A 19,210-nucleotide genomic window follows, 5' to 3' on the forward strand; every position below is an offset into this window, starting at 1 on the left:
TCAATGCCAGAATTACCAGAGGTAGAAGTAACGCGCCTTGGCATTGCACCGTACCTGGAAAAGCGCCGCATTACCGGGGTAGTCATTCGTAACCCAAGACTACGCTGGCCAATACCTGATGACCTGAATGACCGACTAAAAGGGAAAATAATTCATGCGATTACCAGGAGAGCAAAATATCTTTTGTTCGAGTGTGGAATCGGTACGTTGATTTTGCATCTGGGTATGTCGGGTAGCTTGCGGTTGCTATCAAACGGTAGTATGCCATGGGCTGAATCAGGAGATTCTCTTGTTGACCGGCCGGGAAAACATGATCATTTTGATCTGATTGTAGAAGATCACACTATATTGCGGCTCAGAGACCCGCGTCGTTTTGGTGCTGTTTTGTGGCAGTCGGGAAACATACTGCAGCATCCCTTGCTCGTTAACCTGGGGCCGGAGCCGTTGGTTCCGGATTTTTGCGCAACACGATTATATGAAAGTACACGTGCTCGAAAGTCAAGTATCAAATCAATATTGATGAATAATCAAGTGGTTGTTGGTATCGGTAATATTTATGCAAATGAAGCATTGTTTCATGCAAAGATCAATCCGCGAACGGCTGCGTGCAGAATAGGGCTTTCCCGCTACGAGAAACTTGTGCAGAATATTAAAGCAGTTTTGCAAAAAGCAATTGAAGCAGGTGGCAGCAGCTTGCGTGATTTTGTCAACAGCGATGGTAACCCGGGTTATTTTCAACAACAATACTTGGTTTATGGGCGCGCCGGCATGACCTGTAGAAAATGCGGTTCGGTGATAAAACAGATAAAACAGAATCAACGCTCAAGTTTTTATTGTCCGGTTTGCCAACATTAGTTGCGCAGCATTGGCATCTAAGATTTGTGTTCGAGTTTGCCCTATTTGTCTTTGGGGATAATTTAGTGATAATGATTTCAAAGAAAAGCGAATAATGAAGATTACATTTATTGGTGGCGGTAATATGGCTTGCGCCCTGATCAGTGGCTTGTTGAAACAGGGTTATGCAGCTGATCAAATTTGCGTAATTGAAATAAATGATGAGAGCCGCATCAGGATCAGTGAGCGGTTTGGCGTCTTAACCGCAGCTGATCTGGCGAATGGCATAACACCTTGTCCATCTGATAGAGCAGGTGGGGCGGATAATGTCATTGTGCTTTCTGTTAAGCCGCAACAATTGCATGCAGTTGCGCAGCAATTGAAAGGCATGCTTGATCAACACTTGGTGATTTCTATTGCGGCAGGTATTCGTACGACGGACATTATGCGCTGGCTGGATGGTTACAGGCGGGTTATTCGTACTATGCCCAATACACCGTCGCTGGTGGGCGCCGGAGTGACAGGGCTCTACGCTTCATCGAATGCGAGTGCCCAGGACAGGCAGGCTGCCGAGTTGATTATGCAGGCAGTAGGGGCTGTACTTTGGGTTGAGGATGAAGAGATGTTGCATGCTGTAACCGCGATCTCCGGCAGTGGTCCGGCATATGTGTTTTATTTTATTGAATCATTGCAGCAGGCAGGAATGGAATTGGGTCTGACAGCGAATGAAGCCAGGCAACTCACACTGCAAACATTTTGCGGTGCGGTAAAGCTTGCTAATGAGAGCAGTGAAGATGCAGCGGTTTTGCGCGCAAGAGTCACTTCGACAGGTGGAACGACGCAGCAGGCGATTCAGTCGATGGATATGAATGAGGTTAAAAGTAAGATTATTGCGGCTATTAATGCGGCCAATGTCCGCTCTCGGGAGATGAGTGACGAATTCAGTAAGCTTTAAGTTTAAAATTAATATCGATGTACCCAAAGCACTTAATTAACATTAAATCCTACAGGGAATTTGGAGCGACTGATGATTAACGAGATTATGATATTCCTATTAAAAACTATTTTGGGGCTTTTTTCTCTAGCGTTATTGTTGCGTTTTTATTTTCAGTTATTGCGCGTACCTTATTACAATAATATTGTGCAGTTTCTGATTGCGGTTACTGATTTTATTGTGCGTCCTGCGCGCCGCGTCATTCCTGGATGGAGAGGCCTTGATATGTCAACGCTGGTATTGGCGTGGCTGGCTGAGTGCGTCATTGTGACCAGCGTGTATCTTTATCAAGGTTTCGATTTCGGGGCAAATATATTGACTGCAATCGGTGTTATGGGATTGTTGGGCATGATCGAAATCATTAAAATAACGCTGTATATCGTTTTATTTATGATTATTGCCCAGGCTATTATTTCATGGGTTAACCCGTTTAGCCCCATGGCACCATTGTTGAATACGTTTACACAACCATTTTTGTCTGTTTTCCGTCGCCGTATTCCACCAATTGCGAATGTCGATCTTTCTCCGTTATTTGTGCTGATTATCATTCAATTATTACTTATGGTTGTGGCGGGCGTGCACATGGAAGTCAGGTTGATGCTTGACTGACAGCCATATGAGTTGGTTTCAGCGTGATAATGCACGTAATTTTGTTTTAACATTACACATTCAGCCGGGTGCTAAACGAACTGAAGTCGTTGGATTGCATGGCGGTGCACTGAAAATAAAACTCGCGGCTGCGCCAATAGAAGGCAAGGCCAATGCTGCCTTGCTAAAATATCTTGCGGAATGTTTTGCAGTGCCGCGTAATCAGGTTGTATTACAGCAAGGAGAAAAGTCGAGGCGGAAAGTGGTTTTAATTGTACAGCCCAGACATTCTCCTGATACATTGCTTCGTTTTTGACAGTCTGCTGCATTCCTCCTTAACTTTATTGCCGTGTTCAAAATGGAGTAAAGCTGCGTTGTCGCACATGATGGATTTAATAACAATCAACTATTAATTGATCAATATTATTGATTCTGAACGCATATGGAACTCATACTGTGGCGTCATGCCGAAGCTGAAGAGGGTGTTCCGGGTGTCTCTGACATGTCTCGTCAACTGACAAAAAGAGGTTTGAGTCAGGCCCGTACGATGGCAGGCTGGTTGAAGACGAAACTACCCGAAAATACCTTGGTTTTAACAAGCCCTGCACAACGAGCGCGGCAAACCGCGATGGCGTTGTGTCATGATTTTGATATCGTGCAAGAGATTGCACCTGGTGCAAGTGTAAATCAAATATTGGCCGCAGCCGACTGGCCTTATGCGCAATGTGCAGTTGTGGTCGTTGGACATCAGCCCACACTGAGCGAAACAGTATGTGTATTGTTATCCACCATGCCTTCAGGCCTGTTTTTCAATCAAGGTGCGATCTGGTGGATTACCTGCCAAAAGCAAGAAAGTGCGTTTGTAGCAGAATTATGTACAGTTAAATATCCGGAAATGCTTTAAGTTTTTAAGCCCGTCAATTTTTAAGGTTTAGATCTTTATTTTAATATGTCTCGTCTAATACTTTTTAATAAACCTTACGGGGTTATTTGTCAGTTTACCGCGGAATTGGGGCATGTATCACTTAAGAATTATATTTCTTTGCCCGGGTTTTATCCAGCTGGGCGGTTGGATGTTGATAGTGAAGGCTTGGTTTTATTAACTGATGATGGAGACCTGCAAAATCAAATCAGTAATCCAAAATATAAATTGCCTAAAACATACTGGGTCCAGGTTGAAGGTGTTCCTACTCAGACAGCCATGAAGAAATTATGCCGGGGAGTTACTGTTAAAAATTATATAACGCTTCCGGCAAAAGCCAATTTGATGAACGAGCCTGCGGATCTCTGGCCCAGGATACCTCCTGTACGTTTTCGTAAGCATATTCCGACGACATGGCTGCAATTAAGTATCAAGGAAGGCAAGAACCGTCAGGTGCGACGCATGACCGCTGCTGTCGGATATCCAACATTGAGATTAATACGATTTGCAATTGGCGGTTACACCATAGCAGATATCGCGCCGGGGGGCTGGCACTTGCTGAATACTGCTTAAAGTATGCTTTATTATTGCCTTTACTTCGAGCAAAGCTTTATCTGGGTTTATGTTAGCTTGTCGCATGTGTATGAAATTGAGTGATTTTTACGTCTTCACTGCTAAGTTCTGTTTGAGTTTTTCAAAGACTGTGATTTAGAATCTTGCAACAATCTTGCAACAATCTTGCAACAAATCTTTACTGTCATGGTCATTAAAGTGTTAAGATGCATAACGAAGGTTTTTTTGCAAGCGCTGTTCTGATTTTGTTAAATTTTATGAACAGCTATTTTGTCCTTAATATCGTTGGTTTTTAATTGTTTACTGACGAAATTCGTTTAATCAGCATGAGTTGTTTCTTGATGATGTTATTGAATGTCATGGTCATGATTTAGGCTTTTAGGATTAGATATGTTGATTAGAATTTGCTTATACAAATTACAGGTTTTTAGAAGGATTGCCTCTATATGATTTCAGATTTTCTTAATTTAATTTCAGGTATCGTAGATATGCCATGGTGGGGATATATTGTAGTTACACTGGTTCTGACGCATATTACAATTGCCAGTATCACAATATACTTGCACCGTCATTCAGCTCACAGGGCTTTGGATCTGCATGCTATCCCCAGCCATTTTTTTCGCTTTTGGCTTTGGTTGACAACCGGGATGGTTACAAAAGAATGGACAGCCGTTCATCGTAAACATCATGCGAAGTGTGAGACCGGTAATGATCCGCATAGTCCAATGGTCTATGGCATTAAGAAAGTATTGGCTGAAGGTGCCGAACTTTATCGCATAGAAGCGAAGAAGCAGGAGACGTTGGATCGTTATGGGTATGGTACACCTGATGACTGGATGGAACGTAATGTCTACGATAAGCATAGTGCAAAAGGTGTTGCTTTGATGTTGATAATCAATGTGATTCTGTTTGGTCCGATAGGGCTTACCATTTGGGCTGTGCAAATGATGTGGGCACCAATTTTTGCAGCAGGTGTAATCAATGGTGTTGGGCATTACTGGGGGTATCGTAATTTTCAGGCTGAAGATGCCAGTCGAAACGTTGTGCCATGGGGTATTTTGATCGGCGGAGAAGAATTGCATAATAATCATCACGCTTATGCAACTTCTGCACGTTTGTCTAATAAGTGGTATGAATTTGATATTGGCTGGTTATATATCCGACTTTTGGAAATGATGGGGTTAGCAAAAGTCAAAAAGGTTGCGCCTAAATTACGCTTGAATAAAAGTAAAACGCAGTGTGATCTGGATACATTACATGCAGTTATTTCGCATCGTTATGAGGTGCTGGCGAAGTATTCCAAGTCATTAAAAGCTACCTTTGCAGAAGAAATAGTGCATTTGAAAGAATCTATAGCACATTATGATATTGATAAATCAACGCTTAAAAGCTGGCTTTTGGCCGATGCTAGAACGTTACAAGCGCATGAGCGGGAGACATTGAGCCAAGTCCTAAGCAACACTAAAACACTGGATACGGTTTACAACATGAGAGAAGAGTTGATTGCGATCTGGCAGCGATCAAGTGCGTCAAAAGATGAGCTGGTCAAGCAACTGGAGGACTGGTGTAAACGTGCAGAAGAAAGCGGTATTGAAGTGCTGAGATCTTTCTCTCAACGTTTGCGTTGCTATGCGTAAAAGTTAAATCGATCATGTAAATAAAAAAACCCGCTTAATGCGGGTTTTTTTATATTCAAATTAAAATATTAAAACGATTATTTTAATTTTGTTTCCTTGTATTTGACATGCTTGCGCGCAACCGGATCAAACTTATTGATTTCAAGTTTCTCAGGATTTGCACGTTTGTTTTTTGTGGTTGTATAAAAATGTCCAGTTCCTGCTGATGATTCAAGCTTAATTTTCTCGCGCATTGGGTGGATTCCTTATTCTTGACTAAATCAAATGAGATAATGAATAGATTTGATAGCTTAAATGTTTTTACCTTGCGAGCGCATTTCAGCTACGACCACATCAATTCCTTTTTTATCGATTGTGCGTAATGCAGCATTCGATAGGCGCAGATTGATCCATCGATTTTCATTTTCAAGCCAGAATCTACGTCTTTGCAAATTTGGTAAAAAACGCCGCTTGTTCTTATTATTAGCGTGGGATACATTATTCCCTGTCAACGGTTTTTTACCTGTTACTTCACATACTCGTGCCATGTTGATGCACCCCGAAATTACAAAAACGCTCATTATATCCCGATTTTGGGTTTTTTCTCAAATATATATATTTGGACGTTTGATTCCCCTAAAATCGTTAAAAAATTCAAGTCTAAATTAAATTTTGCTCAGCAAATGATAATATTTCGCTTTTGCCGACAATGAAGTGATCTAGGACTTTAATGTCGATTAAATCAAGCGCTTTTGTTAATGTGTTTGTTAATGCTTTGTCAGCATGGCTGGGTTCGGCAATTCCAGAAGGATGGTTGTGTGCAAAGATAAGTGCAGCGGCATTATGATGTAATGCACGTTTGACGACTTCGCGTGGATATACACTCGCTTGAGTCAATGTTCCGCTAAACAGCTCTTCCGCTGTAATCATGTGATGTTTTGCATCTAAAAAGATACCCATAAAAACTTCGTGTGGTTTGTTGGAAAGATGCAGATACAGAAAATCCCGAACAAGCTGAGGCGTAGTTAATGCATTGCCGTGTTCCAGCTTTTCGCCCAGTGTACGTCGTGACATCTCAAGAACAGCTTGTAATTGTGTATATTTGGCAATCCCTACGCCTGGAAAGTTACAAAGCGACGTCTTGTCGGCAGAGAAAAGGTTTGAGAGACTGCCATAGTGGTTAAGCAGATTTCTTGCAAGATCAACTGCGCTTTTTCCTGCAATACCCGTGCGTAAGAAAATTGCAAGTAACTCAGTGTCAGAAAGGTTTTTGGCACCTATTTTTACAAGCTTTTCGCGTGGGCGTTCAGTGATGGGCCAATCAGTAATTGCCATAATAATACAATATAATTTAGATCGGGGGTTTTCAAATATTACGGCATTGTATTTTGCGTGATTGAATGAAAATTTTAAAATTGTCGTTAGGCATGCATGATTATGCTGTTTTTAAGTTAGACTTCGGTTTCTGAGTGTTTAAATACTGAAAATTCTCCGATTAGATGAATAACGAAAACAATGCACGTTCCTTTACTGTAAATGTAAAAAAGCTTCTGCTTGGAGTAACAGGTGGTGTGGCGGCGTATAAAGTGGCGGAATTGGCACGCCTGCTCACACAAAAGGGCGTTGTCGTGCAGACTGTCATGACAAAATCAGCGTGTCGTTTTGTCGGACCAGCCACTTTTCAGTCGCTGACCGGGCTGCCTGTATTTACAGAATTGTGGGAGGCAAATGTGACAAGTAATATGGCACATATTAACCTTTCCAGAAATGTAGAGATGATTTTGATTGCCCCTGCAAGCGCTGATTTTATTGCTAAACTGGCGTGTGGCCTGGCAGATGACTTGCTATCGACACTTTGTTTAGCGCGCAACTGCCCGATGATGATCGCGCCCGCCATGAATCGACAGATGTGGGAGAATCCGGCTACGCAGCGTAATATCAACCGGTTGCAAGATGACGGCGTTATCGTGGCTGGACCTGCAGATGGAGAACAGGCCTGTGGTGAAGTTGGCCCAGGACGAATGCTGGAAACTGACGCGTTACTGATGGCACTACAGGAAATGCAGACGGAAATATTATCAGCCAGTCAGTTACAAGGCAAAAATGTATTAATCACAGCCGGGCCTACTTATGAGGCAATCGACGCTGTCAGGGGAATCACGAATATCAGCTCTGGAAAGATGGGGTATGCAATTGCTCAGGCTGCGCTGGAAGCTGGTGCCAGGGTGACATTGGTATCAGGCCCTACCTGTTTGAAAGCGCCTGCCGTATCACGGTTGGTCAATGTGCTGAGTGCGCAGGAAATGCTGAACGCGGTCAATGAAGAAGTCACTCGAATGCACACGGATATTTTTATTAGCGTAGCAGCTGTGGCAGACTATCGAGCGGCTACTGTCAGTCAAAACAAAATCAAAAAATCCGATCAAAAATTGATACTGGAGTTGGTGCCAAACCCAGACATTCTGTCACATATCGCCAATTTATCAAAGCCGCCATTTTGTGTGGGTTTTGCGGCTGAAACAGACGATTTGGAAAAGAATGCAGTGCTAAAACGTCGTTACAAGAAATTGCCGCTGGTGGTCGCTAATTTAGCGCAGGAAACAATGGGTGCGGATGAAGCAACGTTAATCCTGTTCGATGAAGCAGGTAAGCACTGTCTCAGGAAGGCGTCCAAACTAGTCCAGGCTAGGCAATTGATCAAACATATAGCATTGTTATATACACAACAACTTAAAAATTAGTCAGGCATTGAAATGACGAAAATTGATGTAAAAATTCTGGATAAACGTTTACTAAATCAACTGCCATCCTACGCCACTCCTGGTTCGGCTGGTTTGGATTTGCGCGCATGTATTGATCAAACTGAGATCATTAATGTGGGGCAAACAATTTTGATTCCAACGGGTATAGCGATTCATATTGCAGATTCCGGACTGGCAGCAATGGTGCTGCCACGCTCTGGTCTGGGCCATAAACATGGCATTGTTTTAGGTAATCTTGTCGGCTTAATAGACTCGGATTATCAAGGACAGATTTTTGTTTCCTGCTGGAATAGGGGACAGGCATCTTTTACGCTCGACCCAATGGAGCGTATTGCGCAGTTGATCGTGGTGCCTGTTGTGCAGGTTGGTTTTAATATTGTGGAAAATTTTGATCAGAGCCAACGCGGGGAAGATGGTTTTGGCAGCACGGGTAAGCATTAATGATGCGTTTGATTGTTTTAATCAATTATTGTCTCATGATGTTCATGGCGCATTCTATGCATACGCATGCTTCAGATCTGCCACGAATTTCACTGCAAATATCAAAATACATGATTTCTGCGGAGATGGCGACCACGCATCGTACACGTGCGCAAGGATTGATGTTCCGGGAATCGCTGGCCGAAAATACCGGAATGCTTTTTGTGTTTCCAAAAAGCGCGTATTACGGCATGTGGATGAAGAACACGATATTACCGTTAAGTGTCGCTTTTATTGATGAAAAAGGTACTATCATCAATATTGCAGACATGGAACCCGATTCGCTCGTGGCACATCGCTCAGCCGGTCCGGCTAAATATGCGCTGGAGATGAGTAGCGGCTGGTTTGCAAGCAGAAAAATAAGCGCAGGCGATCTGGTTTCCGGACTTGAACATGCGCCTGCGGCAAACTAAAATTCCATTTACTAGGTCGTGAGAAGTGCAGCGTTTAAGAACTGTTACCTTTCTCAAGCGTGGCGCGAAGGGCACTGGCCGTAATAGCCCTTTGTACTTGATATAGGATTAACGCATGCGTGGGAACATGCCTTTCAATCCTCGCATCATTTTTGACATGCCACCTTTATTCATCATTTTCATCATTTTTTTAGCCTGATCAAACTGAGATAGAAGTCGATTGACTTCCTGTACCGAAACACCTGCACCTGCTGCGATACGCCTTTTACGTGAAGCCTTGAGTATCTCCGGCTTGACACGCTCTTGTTGTGTCATGGAATTAATAATGGCCTCGGTGCGATTGATAACCTTATCATCCACATTCACATTCTGCGCTGCCTGACTCAATTGAGCGGGCAGTTTATCAAGCATGGCGCTCATGCCACCCATCTTTTTCATTTGTTGAAATTGTGCTTTAAAGTCATTAAGATCAAATCCTTTGCCTGATTTGACTTTTTGCATGAGTTTTTTGGCTTCATGCTCATCAGTGCTACGCTGTGCTTCTTCAATCAAACCAAGGACATCGCCCATGCCTAAAATTCGGGAGGCCATGCGATCTGGGTGAAATGTTTCCAGACCGGTTAGTTTTTCAGCAATGCCTGTAAACTTGATGGGTTTTCCTGTTATATGTTTGACAGATAGTGCAGCACCGCCACGTGCATCACCATCAAGTTTGGTCAGAACCACTCCAGTGAGCGGTAATGCCTCCGAAAATGCTTTGGCTGTATTAACCGCATCCTGACCTTGCATGGCGTCAACAACAAACAAGGTTTCAATCGGATTGAGCAGCGTCTCGAGTTCGCTGATTTCGTTCATCATTGCTTCATCAATGCCCAGTCTGCCAGCAGTATCAACAATCAGCACGTCATGGTGATGTTTACGGGCATAATCCAATGCAGCTGCTCCAATTTCGCCAGGTTTTTGTCCATTCTGTACTGGAAAAAAATCAGCACCAGTCTGTGTTGCCAACAGTTCCAGTTGATGAATGGCGGCAGGGCGATAAATATCACAAGATACCAGCAAAACTTTTTTCTTTTTTTGTTCTATCAACCATTTTGCGAGTTTTCCGCTACTGGTGGTTTTGCCCGCACCTTGCAAACCGGCCATTAATATGACTGCAGGGGGCGTTGTGGAGAGGTTGAGGTCTTCCTTCTCGCCGCCCATGATGGATATGAGTTCTTGATGAACAACGCCAACAAAGGCTTGCCCAGGAGTCAGGCTGCCCATGACTTCATGCCCAATCGCTTTTTCTTTGACGCGCGCAATTAAGTCTTTTACAACGGGTAAAGCGACATCCGCCTCAAGTAAAGCCAGACGCACTTCACGCAACGCTTTCTGGATGTTGCTTTCAGTGAGTCTCGCTTCACCTTTGAGTGTTTTAATGACATCGGAAAGACGACCTGTCAGATTTTCAAACATGCTAGGAACCTCAGTAAAATAAATTAATGTAGATAATGCTGCTTTGCAAAATTTACGAAATATGCTGGTGGATACTTTGAATTTGTTTAAGCGCCATGTAGACTTAACAACTGTCTATATTTTTTATGATCATATCGATGCTTGACATTTTAACTTATCTTGCGACATTTTTGCTTTATATACTGGTGGGTTGGTTGATATGGCGTAATATTCATTATCAATCTTCGTCATTTAAGAATAAAGAGGATAATAAATCGTCAGCCGCTGCCCGGCGCATTCATTACACCATGCTGTTTCCATTAATGCTGCATGCTATAATACTTTATCAGTCTATTTTTTCAGGTGCAGGATTAAATCTTGGATTCGGTAGCGCGATTTCGTTGATTGTATGGTTAACCGCATTAATTTACTGGTTTTCAGGGTTTTTTAGCCGCTACCAGGGAATGCAGACATTACTTGCACCAATTGCCGCTGCTGCTGCTGTAGCAGTTGTGCTGCCGTTAATTTTTCCATCGTTAAAACCATTGGAGAACACTGAATTGCCCGCATTTAGGGCGCATCTGGTTGTCGCGATGATGGCGTACAGTCTCTTAACTATTGCGGCTTTGCATGCGGCATTGATGACGATTGTTGAGCGCCAGTTGCATCATCCAGTAGCACATTCACTATTAACTAATTTGCCGCCATTGCTGGCAATGGAGAAGCTGTTATTCAATATCATCTGGGTTGGGTTTATATTATTGACGCTCACGCTGCTCAGTGGTGTTGTGTTCTCCAAAGAAGTGTTCGGCCAGCCTCTGACATTTACACATAAGACGTTATTTGGTTTTATCTCGTGGGGAACATTTGCCGCATTGTTGATTGGGCGGCAATTTTATGGATGGCGAGGCAGGATTGCAATACGTTGGACGTTGGTAGGGTTTGCCATGTTGCTGCTTGCCTATGTCGGCAGTAAATTTGTTTTGGAAATTGTATTGAATCGTTAAATTCAGGATGCAAATTGTGTAATACTGGATTTAATATATTGTCTAAAGTGACATAAAAAGCATTGCCTTGATTTTTTTCTTTGTCGTATGATCGGGGAGTTATAATTTTTAGCAAAACTCATGCGCAATAACAGTTCAGGTTGTTAGCAGCAGTTCCGATTGATCATGTTTTTAAGTAATTCATTATGCGCTTGTTAATACAACAGACCCTGTCATTGTTTTTTGCAACGATAGTGAATAATTCTCGTCTCAGTATATATTTGTATGCTTTGTCAAGCATCTTTTTGTCGGGATGCGTGGCTATGAAAGAACCGCCCGAGCCGCTAACAGAACAGCATATAGAGCAGATACCAGTTAGCGTGCATCAGCAGCAAATTGATAGTATGCGGATAATAATAGAGCAATTGGCGGAAAAACTAGCCGAAAAGGAAGCACTGATCAAACAAATCAGCGCCCGAGAGCAGGATCAGACACAAATCATACAAGCATCCAGTAAAGAAATAGCCCATACTCAGGTAAGGTTACGCAGACTGGCAACAAAACCGAGTTCGGCTTCTTTGATTGCGGAAGCGGAAGTTGCTATGGCATATATCAAACAGCAATCGATTCTAATCCCATCTGACACAGACCTGTATGAACAAGCAAAACGATTGCTGGATATGGCAGTTTTTTACTACAGGCGCGACAACTATGCCAACGCAACGTATTATGCTTCTCAAGCGCTTGAGTTTATGAATATGATTGCGGATCAGGATCGTGCTCTTCCTAATCGTGTTACGATTAGATTTAATACGCCGATTATGTTGTTGGCGATAGCTGATGCTAATTTACGCCGCGCGCCCGGAAGGCATGCGTTAATTATCGATGTGTTAGAAAAAGGTACTGTTCTGACAGCGAATGCCTATCAGGGGAATTGGCTGATGGTTCAAACAGACGATGATAGAGAGGGATGGATATTTAATACATTGGTTGAAACTATGTTGGACAAGAAGCATTAATCCGAATTTAAACTTGCGACGTATTCAGTGTCAGGACTGATAGTATAGGCTTGGTTGCGGCCGGCATGCTTAGCTTCGTAAAGTGCTTGGTCAGCGCGTGAAATAAGGGCGGTGGGAGAGATATCTTTCGGCTCAGACTGTATAATTCCAATACTCAGTGTAATATTAATAATCTTGTCAATTGTTTTGCAGTGTATTTCGGAAGCTTGAGAGCGAATACGTTCTGCAGTAATGACGGCTTCTTTAACGGTAGTTTCAGTTAAGATAATAATGAATTCATCGCCACCATAACGAGCGGCAAAATCAATGCTTCGAATGGATTGCGTCAAGGTGCCCGCAGTAGCTGCTAAAATTTCATCACCGATAACATGACCAAGTTTATCGTTGAGTACTTTGAAATAATCGACATCAATCATGAGTACGGCAAAGGGCCGCTTGTTACGTTGAAATCTTAAAAGTTGATCACTAATAATCTGGTTGAGTTTATTTCGATTGTATAATCCCGTCAGTCCGTCAGTAATAGATAATTTTTCCAGTTGTTGATTTTTTTGTAGCATGGTCTTGTTGGCAGCTAAAATTTTTGTCTGACTCCGACGCAGTTTTTCCGTCATCAAATTAAACATTTGTGCGAGCTTTCCAACTTCATCCTTTTGTCGTGTAGCAACAGTTATAGAAATATCGAGGTTGCCTTTGACAATCTGTCCTGTTGCATTAATCAAACGCTGCAGTGGCGTGACTATGGAGTGACCGAGGTAAATTGCAATAATGGCGACAATGAAAATTGATACACTTACCAAGATAAAATATAGATTGCGCTGTTTTGTCCACGCGGCGTAAACATCTTTATGATTTTTCTCAGCAATTATGGTAACTGGCAGAGTTTCTGCCTTGTATGCCAGTCCTATTACATTTTTTTGTGAAAAACTCCGGAAAGTCAGGGATTCTCCCGGGTTATTCCGCAAATACTGGAAAGTTCTTGAGTCAAAAAAAGATGGGTATGACACGTCAGTGTGAGTGGCTAGCAGCGCACTACCATTCGAATCAAATAAATAAATTTCACCACGAGGTGACTTTGTTGAACCTTTTAATAAAGGCTTGATGTTTTGCAAATCATAGGTAAGTACTAACTGACCCAAAATATAATCATCATAGGAGACGATGGGTAAAGCGATACTGACTACGATAGTTTCAAATTGCTCACTCCAAAGTGGCGGTGAAACCAGTGGCTGGTGCGATGTGTTGCTGTCCAGCCAAAGGTTTTTTAATGGTTCTGTAAGAATATGTTGATCAGAGCTGCTCGCGAAAACATTTTTGTTAATATCGACTACGGTCAGTTCCAGAATGGTTTCAAGTTTTTTATGAACGGAACTTAGGTAGTGCGTGAGAATTTCTGGTGATACCTTAATATAGCCATTTTGAAGGTTGGCAGCGGTGGAAAGCGCATCGATGATTATTTTAGCCGAGGTTAGTGATTTTCCTTCATGGATATTTTGATTAACCCAAGCATCAAGCTCATGACTGGCATGACTGGCTAAAATACGCAATTCGCGCTTGACATTATCTTTGATTAAATTTTCATTTAGATGAAACGAAAGTAACCCCAGTACAAGTGAAGGAATCAGCGTTGATAATAAAGCGAAAACAAAAATCTTGCTTTTGATGCTTTTCAATAGACTATCCTGCTCAGGAAAATTGTTAAACGTCCTTTATCATTTGATTTTACAGTGTCAATTTTAGAAAAAGATGTAGAAAAAGATACGAAAAAGTCGTTTTAATCATTCGATCAATCGAAAACAATTAACCAGTATGCAGTGCAGCCGGCTCTCTGTCAGGGTAGTGGCTCATTTGATAGCCTTGCCAGAGTCTGTTTGCAATAAATGTGGCGATAGTATTGGCGTGATGTTCAAGTGCAGTGTTACCCAGTTCGTGGGTTGTTTGTTTAAAAAGTGCAAGCCAGCGTTCAAACAGTTTGGCTGATAACTCAGGTAATGCAATATGTTTTGGCATGGGGGCGCCACGAAATCGGCTTGTGCCTCGTAATTGAGCGGACCAGAAGTTGATCATTTGAACAAAATGTGCATCCCAGTCGATAACATGCTCTTCAAAAATTGGTCCGAGCGAAGGATCTTTTCTGGCTTTGCCATAGAATTCATGCACGAGTTTTGAGATCTCTTCTTCAGTATATAAGTCAGGGCTTGGTATTGGAAAAGGTGATTGGCTCATATTTAAGATTAATAAAATTGATTAATAAGAAAAGAAGCTTGTTTAAATTAAGTAAAAGTTTTTCAAAAGAGCTGCCATGTAATAAAGGTAAAATTAAGCAGTTCGTCAGTCTGGCAAGTTTAACTAACGAAGGTCTGACTGTCCAACATTGACTGAGCATGTTGGTTGTTGAAATTTTATTATATTGTCTGCGCTGGATATAAACATAATGCTATCGCTTGCCCGTGTCGTGATTAAACAATATCGAGTGTGAAATGTATAAGAAGTTCAATAGCAGGCTTGTATAGCTAGTGTGTGCGGCAAGGTAGACTCGTATAGTCGATCATATTGCACTAAGGATGAATGATAAAGTTGGTGTAAACGAGCATGTGATAGTAGTACCATCTGTAGTTACCTGCAAAGAAATATGTCAATATATTTGGCAACGTGGCAACGAAAAATTGAGCAATTAAAATTAGGTAAAATTGGTTAGAGGACGGCAATATGAAGGTAGGTAAAACGTTATTAGATGATCCGGCCTGCACAAAATCAACTGCATTCACGCGGGAAGAGCGTATACGGTTTGGTTTGCGTGGGTTGCTGCCTTACGATGTGGCCAGTATCAGCAAACAAAAAGAACGCGCACTCGAAAACATGCGACGTAAAAACAATAATATTGAAAAGTATATTTTTTTAAGCGCGTTGCTGGATCGTAATCAAAGGCTGTTTTATCGGACCATGATAGATCATATGGAAGAAATTCTGCCATTGGTTTATACGCCGACGGTCGGAGAGGCCTGCAAAGAATTTGCTCATATTTTTAGAAGACCACAGGGGCTTTATATTACGCCGGAAGATCGTGGGGGAATCGGGGACGTATTTGGAAACTGGCCTGAGAAAGATATTCGTGTCATCGTAGTTACAGATGGAGAACGGATTTTAGGCTTGGGTGATTTGGGTGCTAATGGTATGGGTATTCCGATTGGTAAAGTCGCATTATATGTTGCCTGCGCCGGAATTCAACCGGCTCATTGCATGCCTGTTATGCTGGATGTGGGCACAAATAATCAATCATTGCGTGAAGATCCACTCTATTTGGGATATCCTTTTGCGCGCCTGGAAGGGGAAGCCTATTTGTCACTAGTTGATGAGTTTGTGCGTACAGTGCAAACCCGATTTCCAAAGGCTTTGATTCAATTTGAAGATTTTCTGACGCCAAACGCGTTTAGTTTTCTTGACAATTATGGAACGGAAGTGCGCTGTTTTAATGATGATATTCAGGGTACAGCCGCAGTGACACTGGCAGGTGTTTATACATCATGCCGTATTACAAAAAAGAAGTTTTCAGATTTAACGATTATGTTTCTGGGAACGGGGTCTGCGGCGGGTGGTACAGCTGAATTAATGGTGGCAGCCTTTCGTGCTCAAGGACTTGGCGAGCAGCAAGCGCGTGAAAGACTCTGGTTCATCGATAGGAAGGGGCTGGTTGTGTCGACAAATGAAAACATCAAACCGCGAATCCAGCCATATGCACACGCGCATGTGCCTTGTGATTTTGTTGACGCAATTGCCGATATCAAGCCTGATGTTCTGATTGGCGCCACAGGGGTAGCCGGCACTTTTACCGAACAAGTTGTGCGGCAAATGGCAGCGGTTAATGAGAGACCTGTAATTATTGCATTATCGAATCCAACATCGCATACCGAATGTACGGCAGAGGAGGCCTACAGATGGAGCGACGGACGTGTTATTTTCGCAAGTGGCAGCCCATTTGAAAAAGTATGCTATAAAAATCAATGCTATGAGCCGGCGCAGGGTAATAATGCCTATATTTTCCCAGGTATTGGTCTCGGTGTCTGTGTCAGTTCTGCACGACTCATCACGCCAAATATGTTTCTGTCAGCTGCAAAAGTGCTGTCTAATCTGGTGACCGAAGAGGAAATCGCTAAAGGAGCGGTGTACCCATCTCTTGTGCGTGTTCGCGAAGTTTCCAGGGAAATTGCGAAAGCTGTTTGTCAGGTTGCCATAAAAGAAGCGCTTGTTGATGAAGAGTTGCCGGAGAATCTGGAAGAATACATCCGGTCATTTATGTATGATCCCAATTATTAGATAAGATGATAGGGCTTATTATGCTGCTCGCTAATCGAGATTTTCTTCACTGAACAAATTAAGAACGCCATCCAGACCGACATGGCTGATTGAGTAGGTTGCCTTTTCCTGTACGATTGGTTTTGCGTGGTAAGCTATACTCATACCTGCCTCTGCCATCATGTCTAAATCATTAGCGCCGTCACCGATAGCAATGACCTGCTCGCGATGAATGCCGAGTTCGCTGCATATATTTTTTAAAGCCTCGGCTTTACCTTCCCGACCTAAAATTGTTCCTAATACTTTTCCGGTAAGTTGGTTGTCTCGTATTTCGAGTGTGTTGGCGGCTGCAAAGTCCAAATGCAGTTTTTCCTTGATTCTGTCGGTAAAAAATGTAAAACCGCCAGAAATGACCATGGTTTTTAGGCCAGAATTTTTAGCCTTTTTTAGCATGATTTCAGCGCCGGGGCTTAATTGCACACGTTCGTCATAGACCTTTTGGAGTGCGTCGGAATGCAGTCCTTGAAGTAGTGCTGTTCGCCGTGTCAGGCTTTCTTCAAAACTGATTTCTCCCCGCATTGTTTTAAGTGTGATTTCGGCAACCTGTGGTTTAACATGATGGATGTCGGCGACTTCATCAATTGATTCAATAGCCAGTAGTGTTGAGTCCATATCCATCGCAATCAGTTTGAAATCGGACAGATACTGTGCGGAATCGACGAATGCGAAATCAAGATTTACTTTGGCACAGTAAGGTGCGATGCCATCTTTTTGTGATGCGTTTTTAAGTCTGAAAGCTTGTCCTGTAATTCTTTCAATTTGATCTGCACAGGCCAGTTTTGCCAATTCTCTTAGGTCATGGTTCTCTATTTCAGAACCCTGTATGATTAAATGCATATGCTGTTTTTGTTATTTAATTATTAAGGATTAAGCGTATTGTGCCATAGAAATACGCGAATGCGACCATTGTTGCAGTATAGAGCGCCTGATCTGCTGCTTTCAGCATGTCTTGTAGGGAACTGAAACTATTTGAATGGTTTTTAAGAGCCACAACACCTGCCGATGCTGTTACATTAAAAACAGGATTATCTTCTGATGTGAATGAAATGCGTGAAATTGCGTCTTTTATGCGGTTGATAGCGTTCTCAGTTTCCATTAATAACATGCCAGGGAAAATCATTGTAAATTCTTCTTCGCCGTATCGACACAGATGATTGTTATGACGAATCAATTTATGAGTCGTATATGCTACGCAGAACAGCAAGGTATTGCCCGTAGCGTGCCTATAAATATCATTGATTCCTTTAAAATGGTCCAAGTCTAGCAGGGCAATGGTCAATGGTGCGCCGAGTTGTTTATATAGGTTAAATTCAAGTTGAATAACTTCTTCTAAAAACCTCGATTATACGCGCCCGTTAGGTGGGCCCGTAAGGCCGTCGCACTGCGATTTTTGCTCTAATTCCTGCATTTGACTAAGTTGTGCATTGTAAGCAACTCTTTAAATTCAGACATGATATCAGATGCTTTTGCAGGCTGGAATACACTGATATCGAACAAGTCTTCAATAGCATGGAGTTTTTCTTGCATTTTGTCTATAACTCTAACAAGAAGGGATTCCAGTCTTAAGCCATGACCGCGCTTCTTCTTTGAGTAACTCAGTCATCTTCTCGATAGTTTGAAGATTAATAATATAACTGGCAATATATTGTGATATGGCAACACAGACATGCAGAGTCGGTTTTTTTGTAATAACTCTGATTTGTTATGGCTGACTGTACAGGCTATTGCAATATGACTCGGGATATGCAACTGCTAAAGCAGTTTGTATCCAAGTTCATCACACCGGATACCTAAAATTTCACGTTCACCAAGCGCGCGACTAGCAAGTGCAATGTACTGAAATGTCGCCAGATTTATTGTTGACAAATGTTTTGCTATATTGCTCCGCATTCTGGATTAAAGAGCTGGAGAGAGAAAAAGATAATACAATTACAATAACATTATGTGTCTCTAATATGTTGACGGCCTGCCTTATATTTGTTGCAGTTCTTTTGATTATAAATAAAGGAGAGTAGGCAGTTTTAAGTATTTTTTCTGAAAACACAGGATCCAGCGAAGTGTATCCACATACTGTCAATATATCGGTATCAGGATCATTGGCGACACCCGGCGCAAGGTGGATAATGTCTTGCAAAGATGTAACAATTTTATCGGATCTGTGTTTGTGTTAATTATGGCTTCCAATTTTTTGTTAGTCATTCTGCATGACTCTGATTGAGTTAAAGATTATTATTGA

Annotated in this window: 21 protein-coding genes and 1 pseudogene; 13 read left to right on the forward strand and 9 right to left on the reverse strand. The window is 42.3% G+C overall.

Translation table 11 applies throughout. From position 1 onward, the window contains the following. Positions 1–3 precede the first annotated feature (3 nt). From mutM to C8R11_RS12930, 7 genes are all read left to right on the forward strand, one after another. On the forward strand, positions 4–855 hold the full coding sequence (gene mutM / locus C8R11_RS12900) for a bifunctional DNA-formamidopyrimidine glycosylase/DNA-(apurinic or apyrimidinic site) lyase (RefSeq protein ID WP_107796061.1): 852 nt from the start codon (positions 4–6) through the stop codon (positions 853–855). 94 nt (positions 856–949) lie between these two features. Next, positions 950–1,789, forward strand: a complete 840-nt coding sequence (gene proC / locus C8R11_RS12905; protein ID WP_107796062.1) for a pyrroline-5-carboxylate reductase — start codon at positions 950–952, stop codon at positions 1,787–1,789. Between the two features lie 72 nt (positions 1,790–1,861). Next, positions 1,862–2,437 carry a YggT family protein gene (locus C8R11_RS12910; protein ID WP_090701402.1) on the forward strand — a complete coding sequence of 192 codons (576 nt, stop codon included), beginning with the start codon at positions 1,862–1,864 and terminating at the stop codon, positions 2,435–2,437. A gap of 7 nt (positions 2,438–2,444) precedes the next feature. Then, positions 2,445–2,732: a DUF167 domain-containing protein gene (locus C8R11_RS12915; RefSeq protein ID WP_090701399.1), complete on the forward strand. Its 288-nt coding sequence runs from the start codon at positions 2,445–2,447 to the stop codon at positions 2,730–2,732. Positions 2,733–2,858: 126 nt separating this feature from the next. Continuing rightward, entirely contained in the window at positions 2,859–3,320 is a 462-nt protein-coding gene (gene sixA / locus C8R11_RS12920) for a phosphohistidine phosphatase SixA (RefSeq protein ID WP_107796063.1), read from the forward strand. Positions 3,321–3,365: 45 nt separating this feature from the next. Next, positions 3,366–3,911, forward strand: a complete 546-nt coding sequence (locus tag C8R11_RS12925) for a pseudouridine synthase (protein WP_107796064.1) — start codon at positions 3,366–3,368, stop codon at positions 3,909–3,911. Between the two features lie 446 nt (positions 3,912–4,357). Then, on the forward strand, positions 4,358–5,548 hold the full coding sequence (locus tag C8R11_RS12930; RefSeq protein ID WP_107796065.1) for a DesA family fatty acid desaturase: 1,191 nt from the start codon (positions 4,358–4,360) through the stop codon (positions 5,546–5,548). Between the two features lie 77 nt (positions 5,549–5,625). Here C8R11_RS12930 and rpmG read toward each other — a convergent pair whose 3' ends face one another. From rpmG to radC, 3 genes are all read right to left on the reverse strand, one after another. Continuing rightward, positions 5,626–5,781, reverse strand: coding sequence for a 50S ribosomal protein L33 (gene rpmG / locus C8R11_RS12935; protein WP_090701391.1), 156 nt, complete (start codon positions 5,779–5,781; stop codon positions 5,626–5,628). A gap of 57 nt (positions 5,782–5,838) precedes the next feature. Then, positions 5,839–6,075 carry a 50S ribosomal protein L28 gene (rpmB, locus tag C8R11_RS12940; RefSeq protein ID WP_090701388.1) on the reverse strand — a complete coding sequence of 79 codons (237 nt, stop codon included), beginning with the start codon at positions 6,073–6,075 and terminating at the stop codon, positions 5,839–5,841. Positions 6,076–6,187: 112 nt separating this feature from the next. Further along, entirely contained in the window at positions 6,188–6,862 is a 675-nt protein-coding gene (gene radC, locus C8R11_RS12945) for a RadC family protein (RefSeq protein WP_107796066.1), read from the reverse strand. Positions 6,863–7,026: 164 nt separating this feature from the next. On the opposite strand from radC, the gene coaBC reads away from it, so the two are divergent. Genes coaBC through C8R11_RS12960 form a run of 3 tightly spaced genes read left to right on the forward strand, consistent with a single transcriptional unit; the run spans position 7,027 to position 9,182 of the window. Then, the gene (coaBC, locus tag C8R11_RS12950; RefSeq protein ID WP_107796067.1) at positions 7,027–8,268 is read left to right on the forward strand and encodes a bifunctional phosphopantothenoylcysteine decarboxylase/phosphopantothenate--cysteine ligase CoaBC; all 1,242 of its coding nucleotides are present in this window, start codon (positions 7,027–7,029) and stop codon (positions 8,266–8,268) included. Between the two features lie 12 nt (positions 8,269–8,280). Then, positions 8,281–8,730, forward strand: a complete 450-nt coding sequence (gene dut, locus C8R11_RS12955; protein WP_107796068.1) for a dUTP diphosphatase — start codon at positions 8,281–8,283, stop codon at positions 8,728–8,730. After that, on the forward strand, positions 8,730–9,182 hold the full coding sequence (locus C8R11_RS12960; RefSeq protein ID WP_244907682.1) for a DUF192 domain-containing protein: 453 nt from the start codon (positions 8,730–8,732) through the stop codon (positions 9,180–9,182). The genes dut and C8R11_RS12960 overlap by 1 nt, the downstream gene beginning before the upstream one ends. 108 nt (positions 9,183–9,290) lie before the next feature. Here the strand turns inward: C8R11_RS12960 and ffh are convergent, their stop codons facing one another. Continuing rightward, positions 9,291–10,640, reverse strand: coding sequence for a signal recognition particle protein (gene ffh / locus C8R11_RS12965; protein ID WP_107796069.1), 1,350 nt, complete (start codon positions 10,638–10,640; stop codon positions 9,291–9,293). Between the two features lie 137 nt (positions 10,641–10,777). On the opposite strand from ffh, the gene C8R11_RS12970 reads away from it, so the two are divergent. Both C8R11_RS12970 and C8R11_RS12975 read left to right on the forward strand, forming a co-directional pair. Continuing rightward, positions 10,778–11,626, forward strand: a complete 849-nt coding sequence (locus tag C8R11_RS12970; RefSeq protein ID WP_090702390.1) for a cytochrome C assembly family protein — start codon at positions 10,778–10,780, stop codon at positions 11,624–11,626. Positions 11,627–11,928: 302 nt separating this feature from the next. Continuing rightward, a complete protein-coding gene (locus C8R11_RS12975; RefSeq protein ID WP_181258259.1) occupies positions 11,929–12,624 on the forward strand; it encodes an SH3 domain-containing protein in 696 nt (231 codons plus the stop codon). Here the strand turns inward: C8R11_RS12975 and C8R11_RS12980 are convergent. Both C8R11_RS12980 and C8R11_RS12985 read right to left on the reverse strand, forming a co-directional pair. Beyond that, a complete protein-coding gene (locus tag C8R11_RS12980; protein WP_107796071.1) occupies positions 12,621–14,294 on the reverse strand; it encodes a sensor domain-containing diguanylate cyclase in 1,674 nt (557 codons plus the stop codon). The genes C8R11_RS12975 and C8R11_RS12980 overlap by 4 nt on opposite strands. 127 nt (positions 14,295–14,421) lie before the next feature. Beyond that, positions 14,422–14,847, reverse strand: coding sequence for a group III truncated hemoglobin (locus C8R11_RS12985; RefSeq protein WP_107796072.1), 426 nt, complete (start codon positions 14,845–14,847; stop codon positions 14,422–14,424). A gap of 483 nt (positions 14,848–15,330) precedes the next feature. Here C8R11_RS12985 and C8R11_RS12990 point away from each other — a divergent pair, with 483 nt between their 5' ends. Then, a complete protein-coding gene (locus C8R11_RS12990; RefSeq protein ID WP_107796073.1) occupies positions 15,331–16,935 on the forward strand; it encodes an NAD-dependent malic enzyme in 1,605 nt (534 codons plus the stop codon). Between the two features lie 30 nt (positions 16,936–16,965). Here C8R11_RS12990 and serB read toward each other — a convergent pair whose 3' ends face one another. The 3 genes and pseudogenes from serB to C8R11_RS17180 form a co-directional block, all read right to left on the reverse strand. Next, on the reverse strand, positions 16,966–17,811 hold the full coding sequence (gene serB, locus C8R11_RS12995; protein ID WP_107796074.1) for a phosphoserine phosphatase SerB: 846 nt from the start codon (positions 17,809–17,811) through the stop codon (positions 16,966–16,968). 16 nt (positions 17,812–17,827) lie between these two features. After that, positions 17,828–18,301, reverse strand: a pseudogene (locus C8R11_RS13000) (GGDEF domain-containing protein); the annotation flags it as partial. A 492-nt stretch (positions 18,302–18,793) separates the two neighbouring features. Next, on the reverse strand, positions 18,794–19,108 hold the full coding sequence (locus C8R11_RS17180) for an HDOD domain-containing protein (protein ID WP_181258260.1): 315 nt from the start codon (positions 19,106–19,108) through the stop codon (positions 18,794–18,796). Positions 19,109–19,210 lie beyond the last annotated feature (102 nt).

Origin of the sequence: Nitrosomonas aestuarii (assembly GCF_003046585.1) — a bacterium.
GTDB classification, from domain to species: domain Bacteria; phylum Pseudomonadota; class Gammaproteobacteria; order Burkholderiales; family Nitrosomonadaceae; genus Nitrosomonas; species Nitrosomonas aestuarii.

What these genes read in the sequence shown, in the direction of transcription:
- mutM (WP_107796061.1), top strand. Translation starts at nt 4, where the DNA reads ATGCCAGAATTACCAGAGGTAGAAGTAACGCGCCTTGGCATTGCACCG.
- proC (WP_107796062.1), top strand. Translation starts at nt 950, where the DNA reads ATGAAGATTACATTTATTGGTGGCGGTAATATGGCTTGCGCCCTGATC.
- C8R11_RS12910 (WP_090701402.1), top strand. Translation starts at nt 1,862, where the DNA reads ATGATTAACGAGATTATGATATTCCTATTAAAAACTATTTTGGGGCTT.
- C8R11_RS12915 (WP_090701399.1), top strand. Translation starts at nt 2,445, where the DNA reads ATGAGTTGGTTTCAGCGTGATAATGCACGTAATTTTGTTTTAACATTA.
- sixA (WP_107796063.1), top strand. Translation starts at nt 2,859, where the DNA reads ATGGAACTCATACTGTGGCGTCATGCCGAAGCTGAAGAGGGTGTTCCG.
- C8R11_RS12925 (WP_107796064.1), top strand. Translation starts at nt 3,366, where the DNA reads ATGTCTCGTCTAATACTTTTTAATAAACCTTACGGGGTTATTTGTCAG.
- C8R11_RS12930 (WP_107796065.1), top strand. Translation starts at nt 4,358, where the DNA reads ATGATTTCAGATTTTCTTAATTTAATTTCAGGTATCGTAGATATGCCA.
- rpmG (WP_090701391.1), bottom strand. Translation starts at nt 5,781, where the DNA reads ATGCGCGAGAAAATTAAGCTTGAATCATCAGCAGGAACTGGACATTTT.
- rpmB (WP_090701388.1), bottom strand. Translation starts at nt 6,075, where the DNA reads ATGGCACGAGTATGTGAAGTAACAGGTAAAAAACCGTTGACAGGGAAT.
- radC (WP_107796066.1), bottom strand. Translation starts at nt 6,862, where the DNA reads ATGGCAATTACTGATTGGCCCATCACTGAACGCCCACGCGAAAAGCTT.
- coaBC (WP_107796067.1), top strand. Translation starts at nt 7,027, where the DNA reads ATGAATAACGAAAACAATGCACGTTCCTTTACTGTAAATGTAAAAAAG.
- dut (WP_107796068.1), top strand. Translation starts at nt 8,281, where the DNA reads ATGACGAAAATTGATGTAAAAATTCTGGATAAACGTTTACTAAATCAA.
- C8R11_RS12960 (WP_244907682.1), top strand. Translation starts at nt 8,730, where the DNA reads ATGATGCGTTTGATTGTTTTAATCAATTATTGTCTCATGATGTTCATG.
- ffh (WP_107796069.1), bottom strand. Translation starts at nt 10,640, where the DNA reads ATGTTTGAAAATCTGACAGGTCGTCTTTCCGATGTCATTAAAACACTC.
- C8R11_RS12970 (WP_090702390.1), top strand. Translation starts at nt 10,778, where the DNA reads ATGCTTGACATTTTAACTTATCTTGCGACATTTTTGCTTTATATACTG.
- C8R11_RS12975 (WP_181258259.1), top strand. Translation starts at nt 11,929, where the DNA reads ATGAAAGAACCGCCCGAGCCGCTAACAGAACAGCATATAGAGCAGATA.
- C8R11_RS12985 (WP_107796072.1), bottom strand. Translation starts at nt 14,847, where the DNA reads ATGAGCCAATCACCTTTTCCAATACCAAGCCCTGACTTATATACTGAA.
- C8R11_RS12990 (WP_107796073.1), top strand. Translation starts at nt 15,331, where the DNA reads ATGAAGGTAGGTAAAACGTTATTAGATGATCCGGCCTGCACAAAATCA.
- serB (WP_107796074.1), bottom strand. Translation starts at nt 17,811, where the DNA reads ATGCATTTAATCATACAGGGTTCTGAAATAGAGAACCATGACCTAAGA.